At 60.1% G+C, this 19,980-nt stretch carries 22 protein-coding genes, 4 tRNA genes and 2 pseudogenes; 9 read left to right on the top strand and 19 right to left on the bottom strand.

What is annotated here, in order from left to right:
- Positions 1–20 precede the first annotated feature (20 nt).
- The 18 genes and pseudogenes from rplL to IPI80_RS18390 all read right to left on the bottom strand — a co-directional run bounded on the left by rplL (position 21) and on the right by IPI80_RS18390 (position 12,067).
- Entirely contained in the window at positions 21–392 is a 372-nt protein-coding gene (gene rplL, locus IPI80_RS18475) for a 50S ribosomal protein L7/L12 (protein WP_413862570.1), read from the bottom strand.
- 43 nt (positions 393–435) lie between these two features.
- On the bottom strand, positions 436–963 hold the full coding sequence (gene rplJ, locus IPI80_RS18470; protein ID WP_413862569.1) for a 50S ribosomal protein L10: 528 nt from the start codon (positions 961–963) through the stop codon (positions 436–438).
- Between the two features lie 233 nt (positions 964–1,196).
- Positions 1,197–1,892, bottom strand: coding sequence for a 50S ribosomal protein L1 (gene rplA, locus IPI80_RS18465; protein ID WP_413862568.1), 696 nt, complete (start codon positions 1,890–1,892; stop codon positions 1,197–1,199).
- Complete coding sequence (gene rplK, locus IPI80_RS18460; RefSeq protein ID WP_413862567.1) at positions 1,893–2,324, bottom strand: 50S ribosomal protein L11; 432 nt, start codon at positions 2,322–2,324, stop codon at positions 1,893–1,895.
- 221 nt (positions 2,325–2,545) lie between these two features.
- Positions 2,546–3,139 carry a transcription termination/antitermination protein NusG gene (gene nusG / locus IPI80_RS18455; protein WP_413862566.1) on the bottom strand — a complete coding sequence of 198 codons (594 nt, stop codon included), beginning with the start codon at positions 3,137–3,139 and terminating at the stop codon, positions 2,546–2,548.
- A complete protein-coding gene (secE, locus tag IPI80_RS18450; RefSeq protein WP_413862565.1) occupies positions 3,136–3,519 on the bottom strand; it encodes a preprotein translocase subunit SecE in 384 nt (127 codons plus the stop codon). Before secE ends, nusG begins: the two co-directional genes overlap by 4 nt.
- 109 nt (positions 3,520–3,628) lie before the next feature.
- Positions 3,629–3,704: transfer RNA gene (locus IPI80_RS18445), tRNA-Trp, on the bottom strand.
- 9 nt (positions 3,705–3,713) lie between these two features.
- A complete protein-coding gene (gene tuf / locus IPI80_RS18440; protein ID WP_413862564.1) occupies positions 3,714–4,904 on the bottom strand; it encodes an elongation factor Tu in 1,191 nt (396 codons plus the stop codon).
- A gap of 72 nt (positions 4,905–4,976) precedes the next feature.
- Positions 4,977–5,051: transfer RNA gene (locus IPI80_RS18435), tRNA-Thr, on the bottom strand.
- A 35-nt stretch (positions 5,052–5,086) separates the two neighbouring features.
- Positions 5,087–5,160: transfer RNA gene (locus IPI80_RS18430), tRNA-Gly, on the bottom strand.
- Positions 5,161–5,243: 83 nt separating this feature from the next.
- Positions 5,244–5,329, bottom strand: a tRNA-Tyr gene (locus tag IPI80_RS18425).
- Positions 5,330–5,431: 102 nt separating this feature from the next.
- Positions 5,432–6,160: a uracil-DNA glycosylase gene (locus IPI80_RS18420; protein WP_413862630.1), complete on the bottom strand. Its 729-nt coding sequence runs from the start codon at positions 6,158–6,160 to the stop codon at positions 5,432–5,434.
- A 49-nt stretch (positions 6,161–6,209) separates the two neighbouring features.
- Positions 6,210–6,998 carry an indole-3-glycerol phosphate synthase TrpC gene (gene trpC, locus IPI80_RS18415; protein ID WP_413862563.1) on the bottom strand — a complete coding sequence of 263 codons (789 nt, stop codon included), beginning with the start codon at positions 6,996–6,998 and terminating at the stop codon, positions 6,210–6,212.
- Positions 6,995–8,053: an anthranilate phosphoribosyltransferase gene (trpD, locus tag IPI80_RS18410; RefSeq protein ID WP_413862562.1), complete on the bottom strand. Its 1,059-nt coding sequence runs from the start codon at positions 8,051–8,053 to the stop codon at positions 6,995–6,997. Before trpD ends, trpC begins: the two co-directional genes overlap by 4 nt.
- 17 nt (positions 8,054–8,070) lie before the next feature.
- Positions 8,071–8,730, bottom strand: a complete 660-nt coding sequence (locus IPI80_RS18405) for a LysE family translocator (protein WP_413862561.1) — start codon at positions 8,728–8,730, stop codon at positions 8,071–8,073.
- Between the two features lie 32 nt (positions 8,731–8,762).
- A pseudogene (gene ltaE, locus IPI80_RS18400) lies at positions 8,763–9,883 on the bottom strand (low-specificity L-threonine aldolase).
- Between the two features lie 56 nt (positions 9,884–9,939).
- The gene (locus tag IPI80_RS18395) at positions 9,940–10,527 is read right to left on the bottom strand and encodes an aminodeoxychorismate/anthranilate synthase component II (protein WP_413862560.1); all 588 of its coding nucleotides are present in this window, start codon (positions 10,525–10,527) and stop codon (positions 9,940–9,942) included.
- 4 nt (positions 10,528–10,531) lie between these two features.
- Positions 10,532–12,067, bottom strand: a complete 1,536-nt coding sequence (locus IPI80_RS18390) for an anthranilate synthase component I family protein (RefSeq protein ID WP_413862559.1) — start codon at positions 12,065–12,067, stop codon at positions 10,532–10,534.
- Between the two features lie 423 nt (positions 12,068–12,490).
- Here IPI80_RS18390 and IPI80_RS18385 point away from each other — a divergent pair, with 423 nt between their 5' ends.
- A complete protein-coding gene (locus tag IPI80_RS18385; RefSeq protein WP_413862558.1) occupies positions 12,491–13,078 on the top strand; it encodes a chalcone isomerase family protein in 588 nt (195 codons plus the stop codon).
- 105 nt (positions 13,079–13,183) lie between these two features.
- Positions 13,184–13,768, top strand: coding sequence for a chalcone isomerase family protein (locus IPI80_RS18380; RefSeq protein ID WP_413862557.1), 585 nt, complete (start codon positions 13,184–13,186; stop codon positions 13,766–13,768).
- 22 nt (positions 13,769–13,790) lie between these two features.
- Here the strand turns inward: IPI80_RS18380 and rpe are convergent, their stop codons facing one another.
- Positions 13,791–14,468 carry a ribulose-phosphate 3-epimerase gene (gene rpe / locus IPI80_RS18375; protein ID WP_413862556.1) on the bottom strand — a complete coding sequence of 226 codons (678 nt, stop codon included), beginning with the start codon at positions 14,466–14,468 and terminating at the stop codon, positions 13,791–13,793.
- Positions 14,469–14,524: 56 nt separating this feature from the next.
- Here rpe and apaG point away from each other — a divergent pair, with 56 nt between their 5' ends.
- From apaG to IPI80_RS18340, 7 genes and pseudogenes are all read left to right on the top strand, one after another.
- A complete protein-coding gene (apaG, locus tag IPI80_RS18370) occupies positions 14,525–14,926 on the top strand; it encodes a Co2+/Mg2+ efflux protein ApaG (RefSeq protein ID WP_413862555.1) in 402 nt (133 codons plus the stop codon).
- Positions 14,926–16,951 (top strand): annotated as a pseudogene (locus IPI80_RS18365) (site-specific recombinase). Before apaG ends, IPI80_RS18365 begins: the two are co-directional and overlap by 1 nt.
- Entirely contained in the window at positions 16,938–17,957 is a 1,020-nt protein-coding gene (thiL, locus tag IPI80_RS18360; RefSeq protein ID WP_413862554.1) for a thiamine-phosphate kinase, read from the top strand. The pseudogene IPI80_RS18365 and the gene thiL overlap by 14 nt, the downstream one beginning before the upstream one ends.
- A gap of 7 nt (positions 17,958–17,964) precedes the next feature.
- Entirely contained in the window at positions 17,965–18,177 is a 213-nt protein-coding gene (locus tag IPI80_RS18355) for an HNH endonuclease (protein WP_413862553.1), read from the top strand.
- Positions 18,174–18,770 (top strand): phosphatidylglycerophosphatase A, encoded by a 597-nt coding sequence (locus tag IPI80_RS18350; RefSeq protein WP_413862552.1) that lies wholly within the window; start codon positions 18,174–18,176, stop codon positions 18,768–18,770. Before IPI80_RS18355 ends, IPI80_RS18350 begins: the two co-directional genes overlap by 4 nt.
- Complete coding sequence (locus tag IPI80_RS18345; RefSeq protein WP_413862551.1) at positions 18,767–19,282, top strand: CinA family protein; 516 nt, start codon at positions 18,767–18,769, stop codon at positions 19,280–19,282. The genes IPI80_RS18350 and IPI80_RS18345 overlap by 4 nt, the downstream gene beginning before the upstream one ends.
- Positions 19,279–19,905 (top strand): LysE/ArgO family amino acid transporter, encoded by a 627-nt coding sequence (locus IPI80_RS18340; protein ID WP_413862550.1) that lies wholly within the window; start codon positions 19,279–19,281, stop codon positions 19,903–19,905. Before IPI80_RS18345 ends, IPI80_RS18340 begins: the two co-directional genes overlap by 4 nt.
- Positions 19,906–19,980: the final 75 nt, after the last annotated feature.

The following is a 19,980-nucleotide window of genomic DNA, read 5'->3' as shown; positions in this document are numbered from 1 at the left end:
AGCCCAGCCACAATGATCGATTACTTGAGTTCGACTTTGGCGCCAGCTTCTTCCAGCTTCTTCTTGGCAGCTTCAGCGTCAGCCTTGGCGATGCCTTCCTTGACGTTCTTGGGTGCGCCGTCAACCAGGTCCTTGGCTTCTTTCAAGCCCAGACCGGTGATCTCGCGAACGGCCTTGATGACCTGCACTTTTTGCGCGCCAGCTTCGAGCAGAACGACGTTGAACTCGGTCTTCTCTTCAGCAGCGGCAGCGGGGCCAGCAGCGGCAGCGGGGCCGGCCATAGCGGCAGCGCTCACACCAAATTTCTCTTCGATGGCTTTCACCAGGTCGTTGAGTTCCATGACCGTCATGCTGTCCAGCGCGGTCAAAAATGCGTCTTTATCGAATGCCATTTTTATTTCCTAACAATATTGGTTACTACCGACAATGGAGCGATTACGCCGCAACTGCCTCTGCGGGTGCAGCTTCTGCTGCGCCAGCGCCACGCTGCTCCGCCAATGCGGCCAGCACACGGGCTGTACGCGAAATGGGGGATTGCATCAAGCCCAGCAACTGCGCCAACAACACTTCCTTGGAAGGGATGCTTGCGAGCTGTTTAACGCCGTTCACGTCCAGAACTTTTCCGCCGTACGCACCAGCACGGATCACCAACTTGTCGTTGGTTTTCGCGAACTCGGCTACCACTTTGGCGGCAGCCACGGCGTCTTCGGAAAAGCTGTAGATCAGAGGACCGGTCATCTGGTCAGCCACCACTTCGAAACCGCTACCTGCTACAGCACGGCGAGCCAAGGTGTTTTTCAACACACTCAGGGTCACACCGTTGCTGCGCGCGGCAATGCGCAGTTTGGTCATGTCAGCGACCGTGATGCCACGGTATTCCGCGATCACGAGCGTTTGAGCTTTAGCGGCGAGGCCGGTCACATCACTGATGACCGCTTCCTTCTCACTACGATTCAAACTCAAGGTCTACTCCTTTAAATGCGCTTTGCAGCTTGCGCCACGCCACGCTCCACATTGCAGCGACCAACTGTTAACAGAAATTCTCATTCCATCTGCAGCGGGATCGCCATCTGCGTTGGTTTTTGTATTAAGTGCATTAAATTGCACACCAACGGTCTTGGATGACTCGCATAACCCGAAGGCCATGCGACCCACCACATCAAGCAGCCGTTGCCGGCCACTCAAATTTTTTACAATTACGCCGCGATGGATTGAATGTCCACACGGACACCCACGCCCATCGTGGACGAAACTGCGACTTTGCGTAAATACAAACCCTTGCTGGTAGCCGGCTTGGCTTTCTGCAAAGCGTCCACCAATGCCGCCAGGTTGCCCTGCAGCTGGGCAGAGTCAAACGAGCGACGTCCAATAGTGGAGTGCACAATACCGGCCTTATCGACACGGAACTGCACCTGACCTGCCTTGGCATTCTTCACAGCAGTCGCAACATCGGGCGTCACGGTGCCAACTTTGGGGTTAGGCATCAGACCACGTGGGCCGAGGATTTGACCCAGCGTACCCACAATGCGCATTGCATCGGGAGCTGCGATCACAATGTCGAAAGGCATGTCACCAGCCTTGACCATGGCAGCCAGATCGTCCATACCGACGATGTCAGCGCCAGCTGCCTTGGCTTCTTCAGCCTTGGCCCCTTGGGCGAACACGGCCACACGCTTGGTCTTGCCAGTGCCGTTTGGCAGCACGACAGCGCCACGCACAACTTGGTCAGACTTCTTGGCATCGATGCCAAGTTGCACCGCAACGTCGATGGATTCATCGAACTTGGCATTGGCAAACTCTTTGACCAAACCGAGCGCGTCACCCAGCGGATACAGCTTGTTGCTGTCAATTTTGCCAACTTGGGCTTTTTGTTTCTTAGTGAGCTTGGTCATTTATACGCCCTCCGTAGTCACACCCATGGAACGCGCGGTACCTGCGATGGTGAGAACAGCGCCCTCCAGGTCGGCAGCATTCATGTCCTTCATTTTGATCTTGGCAATCTCTTCGAGCTGTGCACGGGTGATCTTGCCAACTTTGTCTTTCAGCGGATTAGCAGAACCCTTGTCCAGCTTGATGGACTTCTTGATCAGGACGGTCGCAGGCGGCGTCTTGATGATGAACGTGAAGCTCTTGTCAGCAAACGCGGTGATCACCACGGGCAAAGGCAGACCTGGCTCAACACCTTGGGTCTGCGCATTGAACGCCTTGCAGAATTCCATGATGTTCAAACCACGTTGACCCAGGGCCGGGCCGATGGGGGGTGATGGGTTGGCCTTACCGGCTGGCACTTGCAGCTTGATAAAACCGACGATTTTTTTCGCCATGATTTCTCCTTACGGGTAAAACGCTGCGGTACTGACCTATTCAGCCCACAGCTCCCCGGGGTTAACGACTTTTCTCTGCTGTTCGCACCAAGTCGGAAAATGCGAACCTTCTATTCAGTTGGGGTCAGAGCACATTGCTTCGCAAGTGGTCTGACCCACAAATACTCACACTAAGTTGGGGTCAGAGCACATCGCTGCGCGAGTGGTCTGACCCACAAGAATCACGTTTTTTCGATCTGAGAGAACTCCAACTCGACGGGCGTGGAACGTCCAAAGATGGTGACGGCAACCCGCACCTTGCTCTTCTCGTAGTTCACATCTTCAACCGAGCCATTGAAATCAGTAAACGGACCTTCCTTGACCCGAACAAACTCACCCACCACAAACTCAACCTTGTGCCGTGGCTTCTCCGTACCTTCCTGCATCTGATTGACGATCTTCATCACTTCAGCCTCGGAAATTGGGGCTGGACGGTTCTTGGTGCCACCGACAAAGCCAGTGACCTTGTTGGTGTGCTTGATCAAGTGCCAGGTATCGTCATCCATGATCATTTCCACCAGCACGTAGCCAGGGAAAAATTTTCGCTCGGTCGTGCGTTTCTGGCCATTTTTGACCTCAACCACCTCTTCCATGGGAACCAGAATCCGGCCAAATTTGGTCTGCATGCCAGATCGCGCAATACGCTCCAAAATGTTGCGCTCAACCGTTTTTTCCATACCCGAATAGGCATGCACTACATACCAACGCAGATCTGGATTGGCGGCCGGAGCAGCCATAGATTGAGGCACGGAGTTTTCTGCGACGTCGGTCATCATTTTTTCCATCCCAAAATCAGGTCGTAAAACAACCATTCCAAGGTCTTGTCCGTCAGCCACAAGAATAGCGCCATGATCAGCACGAATCCGAACACGTAGGCTGTCATCTGGATCGCTTCCTTGCGTGCGGGCCAGACGACTTTTTTAACCTCGCGCCACGCGTCGCGTCCAAACGCCGCCAACTGACGACCGGACTCTGCAGTAAAGAACAGTGCCACCGCAACGCCCAGACCCACGAGCAAAGCCGCCCACTGGATCAAGGAACCCTGCTTGTCCAGCATGTAGAAAGCGACCAGCGAAGCCACCACCACGGCAGAAGCAGCGCCCAGCTTGGCTTTGTCTGCCCCTGTATTGACAGTTTGTATTTGTGAAGTGGCCATATTCTTTGTCATTCGCGTTTCTACATTGATTCAAAATCATTCTGCTCAAGACGCCAAAGCCCGCTACAGCGTAGCGGGCCTGAGTGCCACCAGTTTTATCTCAACCGGGTGGCAGGGGCAGTAGGAATCGAACCTACAACCTTCGGTTTTGGAGACCGACGCTCTGCCAATTGAGCTATACCCCTTCGCAATTCTTACGCAATGATCTTGGCAACCACACCCGCACCCACGGTACGACCGCCTTCGCGGATCGCAAAGCGCAGGCCTTCTTCCATGGCAATCGGGTTGATCAACTTCACAGTGATCGACACGTTGTCACCCGGCATGACCATTTCCTTGCCTTCTGGCAACTCGATCGCACCAGTCACGTCCGTTGTACGGAAGTAGAACTGGGGGCGGTAGTTGTTGAAGAAGGGTGTGTGGCGGCCGCCCTCGTCCTTGGACAAGACATAGATCTCGCCCGTGAAGTGGGTGTGTGGCTTGATGGAGCCGGGCTTGCACAGCACTTGGCCGCGCTGCACGTCTTCACGTTTGGTGCCGCGCAACAGAATACCGACGTTGTCGCCTGCTTGACCTTGGTCGAGCAACTTGCGGAACATTTCGACGCCTGTGCAGGTTGTCTTTTGGGTGTCAGCAATACCGACGATTTCGATTTCTTCGCCGACTTTGACCACGCCACGCTCGATACGGCCGGTCACGACGGTGCCACGACCAGAGATGGAGAACACGTCTTCCACGGGCATCAGGAAAGCACCATCCACTGCACGCTCGGGCATGGGAATGTAGCTGTCCAGAGCTTCGGCCAGCTTCATGATGGCTTCTTCACCCAAAGGGCCTTTGTCGCCTTCCAGGGCCAGCTTGGCTGAACCGTGGATGATGGGGGTTGCGTCGCCTGGAAAATCGTATTTGTCCAGCAACTCGCGAACTTCCATTTCGACCAGTTCCAACAGCTCAGCGTCGTCCACCATGTCGCACTTGTTCAGGAACACGATGATGTAAGGAACGCCAACCTGACGGGCCAGCAGGATGTGCTCGCGGGTCTGGGGCATAGGGCCATCAGCTGCGGAGCACACCAAAATAGCGCCGTCCATCTGCGCAGCACCGGTGATCATGTTTTTCACATAGTCGGCGTGTCCAGGGCAGTCCACGTGGGCATAGTGACGGTTGGCCGTTTCGTATTCGACGTGGGCGGTGTTGATCGTGATGCCGCGCGCTTTTTCTTCTGGCGCTGCGTCGATCTGGTCGTAACCCTTGGCAGTTCCGCCATATTTGGCTGCCAGCACGGAGGTGATGGCAGCAGTCAGCGTGGTCTTGCCGTGGTCAACGTGGCCAATGGTGCCCACGTTCACGTGGGGCTTGGTACGCGTGAATTTTTCTTTTCCCATTGTCAGACTCCGAAAAGTAATGAGGTCAAATCAACAACTGTCACCGTGCTAAACGCACCAGCAACACAAAACTGGTGCCCTTTGCGGGAATCGGACCCGCGACCTCTCCCTTACCAAGGGAGTGCTCTACCACTGAGCCAAAAGGGCAAAAACTTTCACAAACATCCTGCGACAACAGACTGTGGAGCGGGGTAGGAGAATCGAACTCCTCGCTTTAGCTTGGAAGGCTAAGGTATTACCACTATACGAACCCCGCATAGGCTCGCCTTGCAAGCAACTACTGCAATGTTTTTAAATCATCAAAAACAACGCGGCAGCCATTTACCAATCCGTTATCACTGGTGGAGAGGGCTGGATTCGAACCAGCGTACTCGTAAGAGGGCAGATTTACAGTCTGCTGCCATTAACCACTCGGCCACCTCTCCTAAGGTGAACCCCGGATTATGCCATGAACTCTTGGCACTGTCATATCCGGCGCCCAAGATTATTCCAATATTTCTTATTTGACTGCATCACTGCAGTCCATTTCAGCTGTTCGCTGCATGCCCCTCCCGCCAGGCTTGTGCCTGTGAGAAATGGCCACACCCGATAAAGGGCAGCGGCGGGCGCAGAGCCGACAAGGGTGATGGGTGGTTGGCAACGAGCACCAGATGCCGCGTGGCGTCGATCAGGGCCCGTTTACTCTGTGCGTGGGCACCCCACAGCATGAACACCGTCGGTGCCGCATCCTGCGAGACGCGGCGAATCACGGCGTCGGTCAACGCCTCCCAGCCCTTGCCAGCGTGGCTGGCGGGCAGGCCCTCCTCCACGGTCAGGCAGGTGTTGAGCAGCAGCACACCGTCTTGCGCCCACTGCACCAGGCTGCCGCCAGGCTGCGGGAAGGACGGGAGCAGCGTACCCAGGTCACGCCGCAACTCTTTAAAGATATTGCGCAGGGACGGCGGCAATCGCACACCAGGCGCCACGGAAAACGCCAAGCCTTCAGCCTGACCGCGCCCGTGGTAAGGGTCTTGTCCCAAGATGACGACGCGCACCGATTCGGGCGGCGTGAGTAGCAAGGCGCGCAGTGGCTGCGGTGGGAAGACGGTGGCGCCGGCCTGTAAACGCTGCTGCAAAAATACCAGCAGACTTTGGCCGGTGCCCGATTGAAAAAAATCATCCACCAAACCCTGCCAGCCGGGTGCAACCGGCCAGTCAGCTGGGTTGGCCGTGGCCAACTCCCCACTTGCGAAGGGCCCCAAAGCATCCGCATCCATGGCGTCGAGACCTTGCGACTTCGCAAACAGGGGCATAACGAATTCGGGTTCAGCCAAACAAGGCGGCCAACGCCTCGCCCGGTTCGGGTGCGCGCATAAAGGCTTCACCCACCAGGAAGGCATTGACGCCTGCGGAACCCATGCGCAGCACATCGTCGCGCGTCAGAATACCGCTCTCCGTCACCAGAAGGCGGTCTGCGGGCACCTTGGCCTTGAGCGCCAAGGTGGTATCCAGCGAGACTTCAAAGGTCTTGAGGTTGCGGTTGTTGATGCCAATCAGCGGCGTTTTGAGTTTGAGCGCCCGCTCCAACTCGGCGCCATCGTGCACCTCCACCAGCACCGCCATGTCCAGGCTGCGGGCAATGGCTTCCAGGTCTTTCATCTGGGCGTCATCCAGACAGGCGGCAATCAAGAGGACGCAATCTGCTCCCATGGCACGCGACTCGTAAATTTGGTACGGGTCCACCATGAAGTCTTTACGCAGCACCGGTAGCTGGCAACTGGCCCGCGCCTGCTTGAGGTAGTCCACCTGGCCCTGGAAGAATTGCACATCGGTCAGCACCGACAGGCAGGCCGCACCGCACTCCGCATAGCTTTGGGCGATGTCGGCGGGAATGAAGTCTTCGCGCAGCACGCCTTTGCTGGGGCTGGCCTTCTTGATCTCGGCAATCACGGCCGGTTTGCCAGCGGCAATTTTGGCACGCAGGGCACCGACAAAATCACGGGTCAGCACCCGGCTTTGTGCGTCAGCGCGCATGACCTCTAGCGATATGCGCTGTTTGGCCGCAGCCACCTCCTGGTGTTTGACGGCAACGATCTTGTCCAGAATGTCGCTCATGTTGTCTCCTTGTCAGCCAGGGCTTTGGACATCGCAATCAAGGCCTGCAACTTGGCTTTGGCCGCGCCGGATTCGATGGTGGCACGGGCCAGTGCTATGCCTTCGGCCATGGTCTTGGTGACGTTGGCCGCATACAGCGCCACGCCGGCATTGAGCACCACAATGTCCTTGGGCGCACCGGCCTGGTTGTCCAGCACGCCCAGCAGCATGGCACGTGAGTCTTCCGGCGTTTCCACCTTGAGAGTGCGGTTGCTGGCCATGACCATTCCAAAATCTTCGGGGTGGATTTCGTATTCGGTGATGACGCCATCCTTGAGCTCGCCCACCAAAGTGGCTGCACCCAGGCTCACCTCGTCCATGCCGTCGCGGCCATACACCACCACCGCGTGCTCGGCACCCAGGCGCTGCATCACCCGCACCTGGATACCCACCAGATCGGCATGGAACACGCCCATCAGGATGTTGGGTGCGTTGGCCGGGTTGGTCAGTGGCCCCAGCAGGTTGAAGATGGTTTTGATGCCCATCTCGCGGCGCACCGGCGCCACGCTCTTCATGGCCGGATGGTGGTTGGGCGCGAACATGAAGCCCAGGCCCACTTCGGCAATGCACTGGGCAATGGCCTTGGGCGATAGGTTAATGTTCAAGCCCAGGCTCTCCAGCACGTCGGCGCTGCCGCTCTTGCTGCTGACGCTTCTGCCCCCGTGCTTGCTGACTTTGGCACCCGCCGCCGCCGCCACAAACATGGAACAGGTGGAAATGTTGAAGGTGTGCGAGCCATCACCCCCAGTGCCCACAATGTCCACCAGGTGGGTGCGGTCGGCCACTTCGACTTTCGTGGAAAACTCGCGCATCACCTGCGCGGCAGCGGTGATTTCGCCAATGGTTTCCTTCTTGACGCGCAAGCCGGTGGTGATGGCGGCCATCATGACCGGCGACATCTCGCCCGACATGATCTGGCGCATCAGGTGCAGCATCTCGTCGTGGAAGATTTCGCGGTGCTCAATGGTGCGCTGCAGGGCTTCCTGCGGCGTGATGTGTCCGATGGGGGTTGGCATGCTGAATTCCTTTTGCGTTAAGCGTGGGGCGCCTGCGTAAGCGCCAGTTTGATTCCAAAACCGATGAACAGGGCACCCGCGACACGGTCCAGCCAGTGCATGCTCTTTTGCACCACATCAGCACGACCTGCCAACCAGGCAGCGGCCACGGCCCAGCCCAGATTGACCCACAGACCGTTGAAGTTGAACAGCAGGCCCAGCAGCAAAAAGGCCAGCGGCTTGTGCTCTACGGCGGGTGCGATGAACTGGGGCACAAAGGCCAAAAAGAACAGCGCCACCTTGGGGTTGAGTGCATTGGTCCAGAAGCCACGCAAGAAAACTACCTTGTAGTCAATATGGCCTCTAGCCCTCGTCAAGTCTACATGGGTAGCTTCCAAAATAATAGCATTCTCGATTTTGAAGAACAGCAATCGAATGCCCACATAAACCAGATAAGCGGCGCCTGCCCACTTGAGCACGGTAAACGCCGTGGCCGACGCTGCCATCAATGCGCTCACACCCACCGCAGCGGCAATGATGTGCACAAAGCAGCCAGTGGTAATGCCCAACGCGGCCACCATGCCAGCACGCGCGCCACTGCGCAAGGCGTGGCTGACGATGTACAACACGTCCGGCCCCGGCGTCAGGTTAAGCAGCAGACCGGCAGCAATGAACAAAAGCAGGGAGTCGGTCGTCATGGCGGCGCGGCTTGGTGGCGGTGCTTAGTAGCTTAGTAGGGCCCGGCAGCGGCGGCACTGGCCCCAGCCCCACCCTGCTGGGCGAAGAACGCCCGCACGCCCTGGATGGCGCGGTCAATACCCGCCGCATCCACATCCAGGTGGGTCACAAAGCGCAGGCCAATCAAGCCGGTGGCCAGTACGCCCCGCGCCTTCAAAAAGGCCAGCAAGGCCGGGCTGCAGTCACCTGCCACGTCCACAAACACGATATTGGTCTGGGCCGAGCGCACCGTCAAGCCGTTGATGCCCTGCAGCCCCTGCGCCAGGCGCTGGGCCATGGCATGGTCATCCGCCAGACGCTCCACATGGTGGTCCAGCGCGTAGCTGGCGGCTGCCGCCAGCAGACCCACTTGGCGCATGCCGCCGCCGGCCATTTTTCGGATGCGGTGGGCGCGGGCAATCAGCTCGCGGCTGCCACACAGCACTGAGCCAACCGGCGCGCCCAGCCCCTTGCTGAAACAGACCGAGACACTGTCAAACAGACTGGTTATGCGCCTTGAATCCGCCCCCCCCCCCCCCCCGCCGTGGGCTCGCTGCCCCCGACTCACCGACTTGGGCCTTGGCATGCCACGGCGGCATTGAACAAGCGCGCACCGTCCAGATGCAGCGCCAGCCCCTTGCTACGCGCCAGCGTCGCCATGGACTGCAAATAGTCCCAGGGCATTGGGTGACCGTTCCAGGTGTTTTCCAGGCACAAAAGGCGGGTGCGGGCAAAGTGGCAGTCGTCGGGTTTGATGGCGCCAGCCACATCGGCCAGCGCCATTTGGCCTGCGGCATCTTGCGCCAGCGGCTGGGGTTGCACGCTGCCCAGCACGGCAGCACCACCGCCTTCAAAGCGGTAGGTGTGGGCCAACTGCCCCACGATGTACTCATCGCCACGCCCACAGTGCGCCAAGATGGCGCACAGGTTGCTCTGCGTGCCAGTGGGCATGAACAGCGCAGCCTCAAAGCCCAGCAGCGCAGCGAGCTTGTCTTGCAGCGCGTTCACAGTGGGGTCATCGCCAAACACGTCGTCACCCAGCGGGGCCGCCATCATGGCCGCGCGCATGGCCGGCGTGGGTTGGGTGACGGTGTCGCTGCGCAGATCAACCACTGGCAAATTCTTATCAGTCATATTGGCCTCCAGCCCTCGGATACGTTACGTGAGTAGCTACTATTTTTATAGTAACTTCATTGCAAAAAGTTTTTCAGCATTGCGTGCCCGTGCTCGGTCAGGATGGACTCGGGGTGAAACTGCACCCCCTCCATGCGCACGGCTTGGGCCAGACCCGTGTGGCGCACGCCCATGATCTCGCCGTCGTCCGTCCAGGCGGTGATTGCCAGCGCTTTGGGGCAGGTGGCGCGCTCAATGGCCAGCGAGTGGTAGCGGTTCACCGTGAACTGATTGGGCAGGCCTGTAAACACGCCTTCTTGCGTGGTGGTGATGACGCTGGTTTTGCCGTGCATGAGTTGCTGCGCCCGGATGATGGTGCCCCCCAGCGCCGCGCCAATGCTTTGGTGCCCCAGGCACACGCCCAGTATGGGCAGCTTGCCCATGAAGTGCTGAATGGCCGCAACCGAAATGCCCGCCTCAGCCGGGGAGCAAGGGCCGGGTGAGACCACCAGGCGGTCAGGATTGCGCTGGGCAATGCCTTCCACCGTGATTTCGTCGTTGCGAAACACCTCCACATCCGCACCCAACTCACCAAAGTACTGGACGATGTTGTAGGTGAAGCTGTCGTAGTTGTCGATCATCAAGAGTTTTATTTTTTCGCTCATGGTGTTACTCCAGCCCTTCTTCCACCAGCTCGGCGGCGCGCAACAGGGCGCGGGCCTTGGCTTCGGTTTCTTTCCATTCCAGTTCCGGCACGCTGTCAGCCACCACCCCGGCCGCTGCCTGCACGTACAGGGTCTCGTTTTTGATGATGCCGGTGCGAATGGCAATGGCCACGTCCATGTCGCCGGCGTAGCTCAGGTAGCCGCAGGCGCCGCCGTAGAGGCCGCGCTTGGTGGGCTCCAGCTGGTCGATCAGCTCCATGGCGTGCACCTTGGGCGCACCGGTGAGCGTGCCGGCCGGGAAGGTGGCCTTGAGCACGTCCATGCTGGTCATGCCGTCCTTGAGCGTCCCCTCCACATTGCTGACGATGTGCATGACGTGGCTGTAGCGCTCCACGCAGAAAGCATCGGACACCTTGACGCTGCCGATCTTGGCAATGCGACCGATGTCGTTGCGGGCCAGGTCGATCAGCATGACGTGCTCGGCGCGCTCCTTGGGGTCGTTGATCAGCTCCGCTTCGGCGGCTTTGTCGGCCTCGGGGGTCGCGCCACGCGGACGGGTGCCGGCCAATGGGCGAATGGTAATCTTTTGTTCGGTCACGCCCGCCGTGTTGACCTGCTCCTGGCGCACCAGAATCTCCGGCGAGGCACCCACCACATGGAAATCTCCAAAGTGGTAGTAGTACATATAGGGGCTGGGATTGAGCGAGCGCAGCGCGCGGTACAACGACAGCGGTGACTCGGTATAGCGCTTCTTGATGCGTTGGCCCACCTGCACCTGCATGAAATCGCCGCCGGCAATCAGCTCTTTGGCGCGCTCCACAGCGGCGATGTAATCGGCCTTGGCAAAGTCGCGCTGGGCGGGGTGGCTTTGCGTGGGCTTGACGGCCGGAATGCTGACCGCCTGGGCCAAGCGGTCTTTGAGCTCACGCAGGCGGCGTTTGCCACGGGAATAGGCCTCTGGCTGCCCGGGGTCGGCATAGACGATGAGGTAGAGCTTGCCCGACAGGTTGTCAATAACAGCCAGCTCTTCGCACTGCAGCAGCAGGATATCGGGGCAACCCAGCTCATCGGGTGGGCAGGTGGCTTCCAGCTTTTTCTCGATGTAGCGCACGGCGTCGTAGCCAAAATAACCCGCCAAACCGCCGCAAAAACGCGGTAAGCCCGGCCGCAGCGCGACCTTGAAGCGCTTCTGGTAATCGGCGATGAAGTCCAGCGGGTTGCCACTGGCGCTCTCCACCACCACGCCATCGGTCACCACTTCGGTTCGGGCATCGGGCCCGAAGCCACTGGCGCGCACCAGGGTGCGGGCCGGCAGGCCAATGAAACTGTAGCGCCCAAAGCGCTCACCACCGACGACGGATTCGAGCAAGAAGCTGTATTTGCCAGCTTCGAGATGGGTAGTGACAATGTCGCCAGGGGCCCAGGCTAGTTTCAGGTACAGGGAGAGCGGTGTTTCCAGATCGGCAAAGGCCTGTGCCATCAGCGGAATGCGGTTGTAGCCTTGCGCGGCCAGGGCCTGAAATTCGGGTTCAGAGATCACGGGTGAGTCCTCTCATTGCAAGGTAGCACCAAGTGCCACCAACGCCTGCAGTTGTTTTCTTTGGGGAAAGACTGGTTGCGCGCAAGGTGTCGGGGTGGGTTCCCGTGCCGCTTGTTCGCGCAGAACCCTGTGTGCGCAGCAATGATGGAGCCGAAAAATCAGGCGACAACCGCAACGACGGGTTCAGGCATGATGGTCCGCGTACGCCAGGGCCAAGCCCCCCGGTCGCTACAACCCGTGATGACGATGCGGTGAATGAACATGGGCGCAGTGTAGCAAACCGACGTCCTTCATCCGCGTGACGACGCCAACGCGCCCCTTCAGACTTCGTGAAAACCCTATACGGGCACTGGAGATTAACAGCGCAGAATGGACTCAGATAAAAAAACGAACGATAGTTCACTTTTTAAGGCGAAACACACCATGCATATCCACAAACATTTGGCCACTGGCGCCCTTGCGCTGCTTCTTGGGGCAACGGCGTTCGCTGCCACTATTGACATTGCTGGCGTCAAGGTGGAGGACAGCGCCACCGTGGTCGGCACCAAACTACAGCTCAACGGCGCAGGTATTCGTTACAAGGGGCCGTTCAAGGTGTATGTGGCAGAGCTGTACACCACCAAAAAGGTCAAGAATTGGGAGGAACTGATGGCAGCCCCCGGCCCCAAACGTATGACGTTGGTGATGACGCGCGACATTGAAGCCGGTCCCTTCGGCAAACTTCTCACGCGCGGCATGGAGGACAACAACCCCAAGGCCGAAATGTCCAAGCTGGTTCCTGGCCTGCTGAAGATGAGCGAGCTCTTTTCCATCCACAAAAGTTTCGCTCCCGGCGAATCCATCATCATGGATTGGCAACCCGGCACCGGACTGGTCATCACTGTCAAAGGCAAGGTACAGCCTGAAATCTTCAAGGAACCCGAGTTCTTCAAGGCCCTGATGGGCATCTGGCTTGGCCCCAACCCTGCCTACTGGAAACTCAAGGAAAACCTGATGGGTGACATGTCCTAGTAAAAGTACCTATCCGCAAAAACCCCAATGCCCTCGCACACGCGAGGGCGGACAATTGCGCCATCACTGATACGAACGATCGTTCACTTTTGAGGAACCCACACCATGCGCCTGATTCACCGCGTCCTGCTCCTTGCTTTTGCATTGCTGTTCAGTTTGGGGGCCACTGCAGCCACCACGGTCATCCATGGCGTCAAGGTGGAAGACAGCGTCAATGTCGGTGGCACAGCACTGCAGCTCAATGGCGCCGGCACGCGCTACAAGGCTATTTTCAAGGTGTATGTGGGCAGTCTCCACACCACCAAAAAGGTGACGTCACTGGAAGAACTGATCGCCGCCCCCGGCCCCAAGCGACTGACCATGACCTTTTTGCGGGAAATTGAAGCCGGAGCCTTCGGTAAGCTGCTGACCCGCGGTGTGGAAGACAACACCCCCAAGGCCGAAATGTCCAAACTGGTCCCTGGCCTGATCCGCATGGGCGACATCTTCACCGTCAACAAAGTGCTGGTGCCGGGAGACATCATCACCCTAGACTGGATTCCCGGCACCGGACTGGTGATCACTGCCAAGGGCAAGGTCCAGGGCGAGCCTTTCACGGAGCCCGCCTTCTTCAAGGCCATCATGTCAATTTGGTTTGGCCCGGTTCCAGCCGACCACGCACTCAAGGATGCCATGCTGGGCATCAAATAACCTGCCCTCTGGGGCGCACACGCTATGCAGCCAGTTGGGCGCGCATGGCGTCGATCACACTCTTGTAGTCGGGTTTACCAAAAATCGCGCTGCCCGCCACAAAGGTGTCGGCGCCAGCGTCGGCTGCGCGGCGAATGTTGTCCACCTTGATGCCGCCGTCCACCTCCAGGCGAATGTCTTTGCCGCTGGCGGTGATGCGCCGGCGCACATCTTCAATTTTGCGCAGCGCCGAATCGATGAAACTCTGCCCGCCAAAGCCGGGGTTCACGCTCATAATCAGCACCAGGTCAATGTCGTCAATCACCCAGTCCAGCACGTCCAGCGGCTCGGCCGGGTTGAACACCAGGCCAGCCTTCACACCCTTGGACTTGATGACCTGAATGGAGCGGTGCACATGGCCCGCAGCGTCGGGGTGGAAGCTGATGGTGTCGGCTCCGGCATCGGCAAACTGCTCCGCCAACGCATCCACTGGCGAAATCATCAGGTGCACATCAATCGGTACGGCCACGCCGGCGGGCGTCTTGGCGTGGGGCTTCAAGGCCTGGCACACCATGGGGCCAAAGGTGAGGTTGGGCACGTAATGGTTGTCCATCACGTCGAAATGGATCCAATCGGAGCCAGCGGCGATGACGTTTTTGACTTCTTCACCCAGACGGGCAAAGTCGGCGGCGAGTATGGAGGGGGCGATGCGGTAGGTCATGCCCCGAGTTTAATGGCGCGCTATGCCACCTGGGTTTTCAGATAGCATTGTCTCCCATGTCCAAATACCAAATTACCGTCGAAGTCATTCCGCAATTTCTGCCCGAGCATTCGGCTGTGGACGAAGGTCTGTACGTGTTTGCGTACACCATCACCATCACCAACACGGGTGACATTCCGGCCCAGGTGATCTCGCGCACCTGGAATGTCAACGACGCCAACGGCCGCACCGAAAAAGTCAAAGGCCTGGGCGTGGTGGGCCAGCAACCCCTGCTCAAACCGGGGCAGGCGTTTGAATACACCAGCGGCACACGCCTGGCCACGCCCACCGGCACCATGCACGGCAGCTTTTTTTGTGTGGCCGAAGACGGAGAAAAATTCGATGCAGACGTACCCATGTTTGTGCTGGACGCGCTGAGCGGCGACGCTGGCACCGGCGGATCACGCACGCTGCATTGATGCAAGACACCACGCCCGAACTGGGCGCACTGCTCGATGCAGTGAACCCCGACGCCGACCTGGTGCACCGCCACCTGTGGCTGATCGCGCTGTTCAACTGGATTCGTGGCTCCGAAAATTCCGCCGAAGCTGCAGTAGCCCGTGTCGACGCACTGCTGGACGCCGTGGACGCCAATCTTCATGTGCAAATCCGCCTGCAAGTGTGGTGGCGCACCTTGCTCGACACGGTGGACGGCACCACGCTGCTCTCGGATTACGGTTTTGCCACCCGCAATGCCTTTATCAGCGAGCTGGTGGAGCGCCTGCACTACAAGCTGCTACCCACAACCCCGCAAACCAACGACGCCTCAGAGCTGTTTGCCCTGGTCATGCCAGCCTCGCTGGACGCGCCCTGGCTGGCTGCCCTGCCCGAGCCCACGCTGCAGCGCCTGAGTGTGCTGCTCAGCACCCCCGCCACCGGGCCCAACGCACGTGTCTGCCCCACGCTCACACACTGGCAAAACACACTGCTGGAAGCCATTAATTTCTGCACCAGCCAGATCCGCTCCGCCGGTTTTTCCCCAGAGATTCGCATTCGCATGAGCGTGCCGACCCATTCAGACAGTCCGTTCCACGCGCTGGGCGCCAGCGTGGACGCCCTGCGTGACGCCTGGTTGGCCCAACAAAACGGCAGTGGTTCGCACGAGCAGGTGGAGGATGCCAACAAGCGCCTGTGCCAACAACTGGAGGCCTGCCGCGCTGCGGCGGCCAGCGCCTACACGCACTTGGATGCGCATGGCATTTCGGTAGACTTGGTATTTCGCCTGCGCCAGTTGCGCGAGCGTGTACTGCGTGTTCGGGTCCTGCTGGACTGCTTGCTGGGCGAACCCACCCACATTCACAGCGCCCAATTGCTGTCGCAACTGGCCAGCGTGGGCCAGTACCAGCGCAGCCTGCGCGCGCTGCTGGCCAATAGCACCTCGCTGCTGGCGGCCAAAGTGACCGAGCGCAGCGCCGAAACCGGCGAACACTACATCACCCGCACCCGTGACGAATACCACGCCATGCTGCGCAGCGCAGCCGGCGGTGGAGCCGTAACCGCCATCACCACCTTCCTCAAATTTGCCGTCCTGGCGCTGGGAATGTCAGCGTTCTGGTTTGGTTTTTGGGCGGGCGTGGTGTACGCCGCAAGCTTTGTACTGATCCAGTTGCTGCACTACACCCTGGCCACCAAGCAGCCCGCCACGACAGCGCCAGCCATGGCCGCCAAACTGCGTGACACTTCGGATGTTGCTGCCGTCGAAGCCTTTGTTGACGAAGTCACGCACCTGGTGCGCTCCCAGGTAGCGGCCGTGCTGGGCAACGTGGCGGTGGTTTTCCCGGCGGCGCTGCTGCTGTCCCTGGTGCTGAGCCTGTTGACCGGGCAGCCCATGATCGACGCAAAAACGGCCGAGCACGTCTTTGAATCGCTCGACCTGGTCGGCCCCTCCCTGCTGTTTGCGGCGTTCACCGGGGTGCTGTTGTTTTCTTCCAGCATCGTTGCCGGGTTGGGTGGAGAACTGGTTTGTGCTGCACCGGTTGGACTCGGCGCTGCGCTACAACCCGCGCATCACACAGCAGCTGGGCGTCGAGCGCGCGGCCCGTTGGGCGCAGTTTCTGCGCAAAAACATCTCCGGTTTTTCCTCCAATATTTCGCTGGGCTTCATGATGGGGCTGCTGCCGTCCATCTTCGCCTTTCTGGGCCTGGGCCTGGAGGTGCGGCACGTCACGCTGTCCAGCGGACAGCTGGGTGCCGCCTGCGCCAGCCTGGGCTGGGAGGTGGTACGCAGCCCGGCACTGTGGTGGGCGCTGGCCAGCGTTCCCTTCATTGGGCTGCTGAACCTGGTGGTGAGCTTCTACCTGGCATTTCGCGTAGCCTTGCGCGCCCACGCCGTCTCGCCCCTGGGGCGCGTGCGCATCCGCAGGGCGCTGTGGCAGCGCCTGAGCCACTCACCCCGCCAATTTGTATGGCCCACCCACCAAGACCCAGCCGATGGGCGAGTTTGACCTGATCCGGCGCTACTTCACCCGCCCCACACCCAACGCGGTGCTGGGCGTGGGTGACGACTGCGCGCTGTTGCGCCTGGGCCCCGGCATGCAGATGGCCATCTCCACCGACATGCTGGTGGCAGGTCGCCATTTCTTCCCCGACGTGGACCCGCGCACCCTGGGCCACAAGGCACTGGCCGTCAATTTGAGCGACCTGGCCGCCTGTGGCGCACGCCCTCTGGCCTTTACCCTGGCCTTGGCCCTGCCCGACACCAACACCAACTGGCTGCACGCGTTTTCACAAGGCCTGTTGGCACTGGCAGATGCCCACGGTTGCGAACTGGTGGGCGGCGACACCACGCGCGGGTCGCTCAACATTTGCATCACCGTGTTTGGCGAAGTGCCAGCGGGCACGACTGCGCGCGCCGGGCAGCCCGCCACGCAAGCCCTGCTCCGTGGGGGCGCCCAAGCGGGAGACGACCTGTACGTGAGCGGCACCCTGGGTGATGCCCGCCTGGCGCTGGAGGCACTGCAAGGCCGCCTCGCCCTGCCGGATGCGGTGCTGGCCAGCGCCCGCCAGCGGCTTGAATGCCCCACACCACGTGTGGCGCTGGGCATGGCCCTGCGCGGAATTGCCAGCGCGGCGGCCGACATCAGCGACGGACTGCTGGGCGACCTGGGCCACATTCTGGAACGCTCGGCTGTGGGCGCCACGGTTGACACCCACATTGCTATTGAATTGCTAGCTTCTTATGTAGATTTGACGAGGGCTAGATCCCTATTTGACCAACAACTATTGCAAGAAACCGCCTTGCGCTGCGTGCTGGGCGGCGGAGACGATTACGAGTTGGTATTCACCGCCTCGCCAGCCCAGCGCGCCGCCGTGCAGGGTGCCAGTATTGCCAGCGCCACACCCTTAACGCGCATTGGCAAGATCGACGCCGAACCGGGCCTGCGCCTGGTAGATGCGCAGGGTGCAACCGTTCTTAACACCTTTGCGTCTTTTGACCACTTCAACCCCTGAGCGCACCATGAGCCAACTGGGACTGACCCGCGACAAAATCTACAAAACCGTGGCCCGCCAACTGCACGGCGTGGTGCCCTGCTGGGTGTGCGGCCAGCCGGTAGCGCATGCCGATGCCACGCTGGAGCACATACTCCCCTTGAGCCAAGGGGGCAATAGTCACCTGGAAAACCTGGCCATCAGCCACGGCACCTGCAACCGGCAGCGGCACACTCAATGAACGAATCCCGATCCGACCCCACCCTCGGACCCGTCTCCATTTATCCCGAAGACCCCGGCCAGAGTGCACCCATGGCGCGGCCTACCGTGCGCTTCATGCTGTCGAACCCGGCGCACTGGTTGGCGCTGGGCTTTGGCTCGGGTCTGTCGCGCATTGCGCCCGGGACAGCCGGCACGCTGTGGGCCTGGATTGCCTTCATTGCCCTCTCCCCCTGGATGACCGATGCCCGCTGGGCGGTGCTGATTGCCGTGTCGTTGCCGGTAGGCTGGTGGGCCTGCAGCATCACCGCGCGGAACATGGGCGTGCTCGATCCCGGTAGCGTGGTCTGGGACGAAGTCGTCGCCTTCTGGCTGGTCTTATGGCTGGTCATGCCCACCGGACTAGTGGGCCAAGTGCTGGCGTTTGGGCTGTTCCGGTTTTTCGATGCAGTCAAACCCGGCCCGGTGGGCTGGGCCGATAGCCTGTACCACGCGCTGGACCCGGCCAGCGACCCCACAGCTTGGCGCAAGGCCGGCTTTGGCATCATGCTGGACGACCTGGTCGCCGCCGGCTGCACCGTGCTGGTAGTGGCTGCATGGAGATTTTTCGAATGAACGCTCTTGTTAATTCACTACAAAATAATGAGCGGATTGCGCAACATTGGCGAGGGCTAGCGGCCAATTTGTTATTGAACAACGGCTGGAAACTGGCTACCGCCGAGAGTTGCACCGGTGGCCTGATCGCCGCCACTTGCACCGACCTGGCGGGATCAAGCGACTGGTTCGAGCGTGGCTTTGTCACCTACTCCAACGCATCCAAAACCGAGCTGCTGGGCGTTGATGCCGCCCTGATTGAACGCGATGGGGCGGTGAGCGAATCGGTGGTGCGCGCCATGGCGCAAGGGGCACTGGCCCACAGCCACGCCCAAGTCGCGGTGGCCGTAACCGGTGTGGCCGGCCCCAGTGGCGGCAGCACGGCCAAGCCGGTGGGCACCGTGTGGTTTGGTTGGGCCACGCCAAGTGGTGTAACCAGCGAAGTGCAGCACTTTACGGGTGACCGCGGCGCCGTGCGCACCGCCACCGTAGCCCATGCAATGGAACAGCTGGCCGCGTTATTGCAGGCATGAACGCCGACTTTATGACCGGGCTGGCCACCAGCCTGGCACTGATCATTGCCATCGGCTCACAAAACGCGTATGTGCTGCGCCAGGGCATACGGCGTGAGCACGTGGCTGCATTGGTACTGTTTTGTTCCGCATCCGACGCGCTGCTGATCCTGGCTGGCATTGGTGGGGCTGGCGTTGTCTTGCGCGACAACGCCACGCTGATGGCGGTGGCCCGATACGGCGGAGCCGTATTTTTAGCGGGTTACGGCATACTGGCGGCACGGCGCGCCTGGGTGGGTGACCACATGGTGCTGGGCGCCGCCGGGCCTACCGGATTAGGCACCGCGCTGACCGCCTGCTTTGGGTTTACCTTCTTGAACCCCCATGTGTACCTGGACACCGTGGTGCTGCTGGGCGCTGTGGCCAACCAGCACGGTGAGGACGGGCGTTGGGTGTTCGGTGCCGGCGCTTGTACCGCCAGCCTGCTGTGGTTCAGCGCTCTGGGCTTTGGCGCAAGGCTGCTGGCGCCCCTGTTTGCGCGCACCACCGCCTGGCGTGTACTCGACAGCGTGATTGCACTGATGATGTGGGCACTTGCCGCCACGCTGCTGCTTAGCGACGGGCAACCTGCTGCGCCGGTCTAAAAGGTCGTCCGTCGTGGTCACCACCGGCGTGTGCGGGTTTGCTCTGCATCTTGCCGGGCAGCTTGGGAACGTCTG

It is taken from the genome of Candidatus Aalborgicola defluviihabitans, assembly GCF_016705985.1.
Lineage (GTDB): Bacteria > Pseudomonadota > Gammaproteobacteria > Burkholderiales > Burkholderiaceae_C > Allorhodoferax > Allorhodoferax defluviihabitans.
This window is presented reverse-complemented; position numbering and strand designations above follow the sequence as displayed.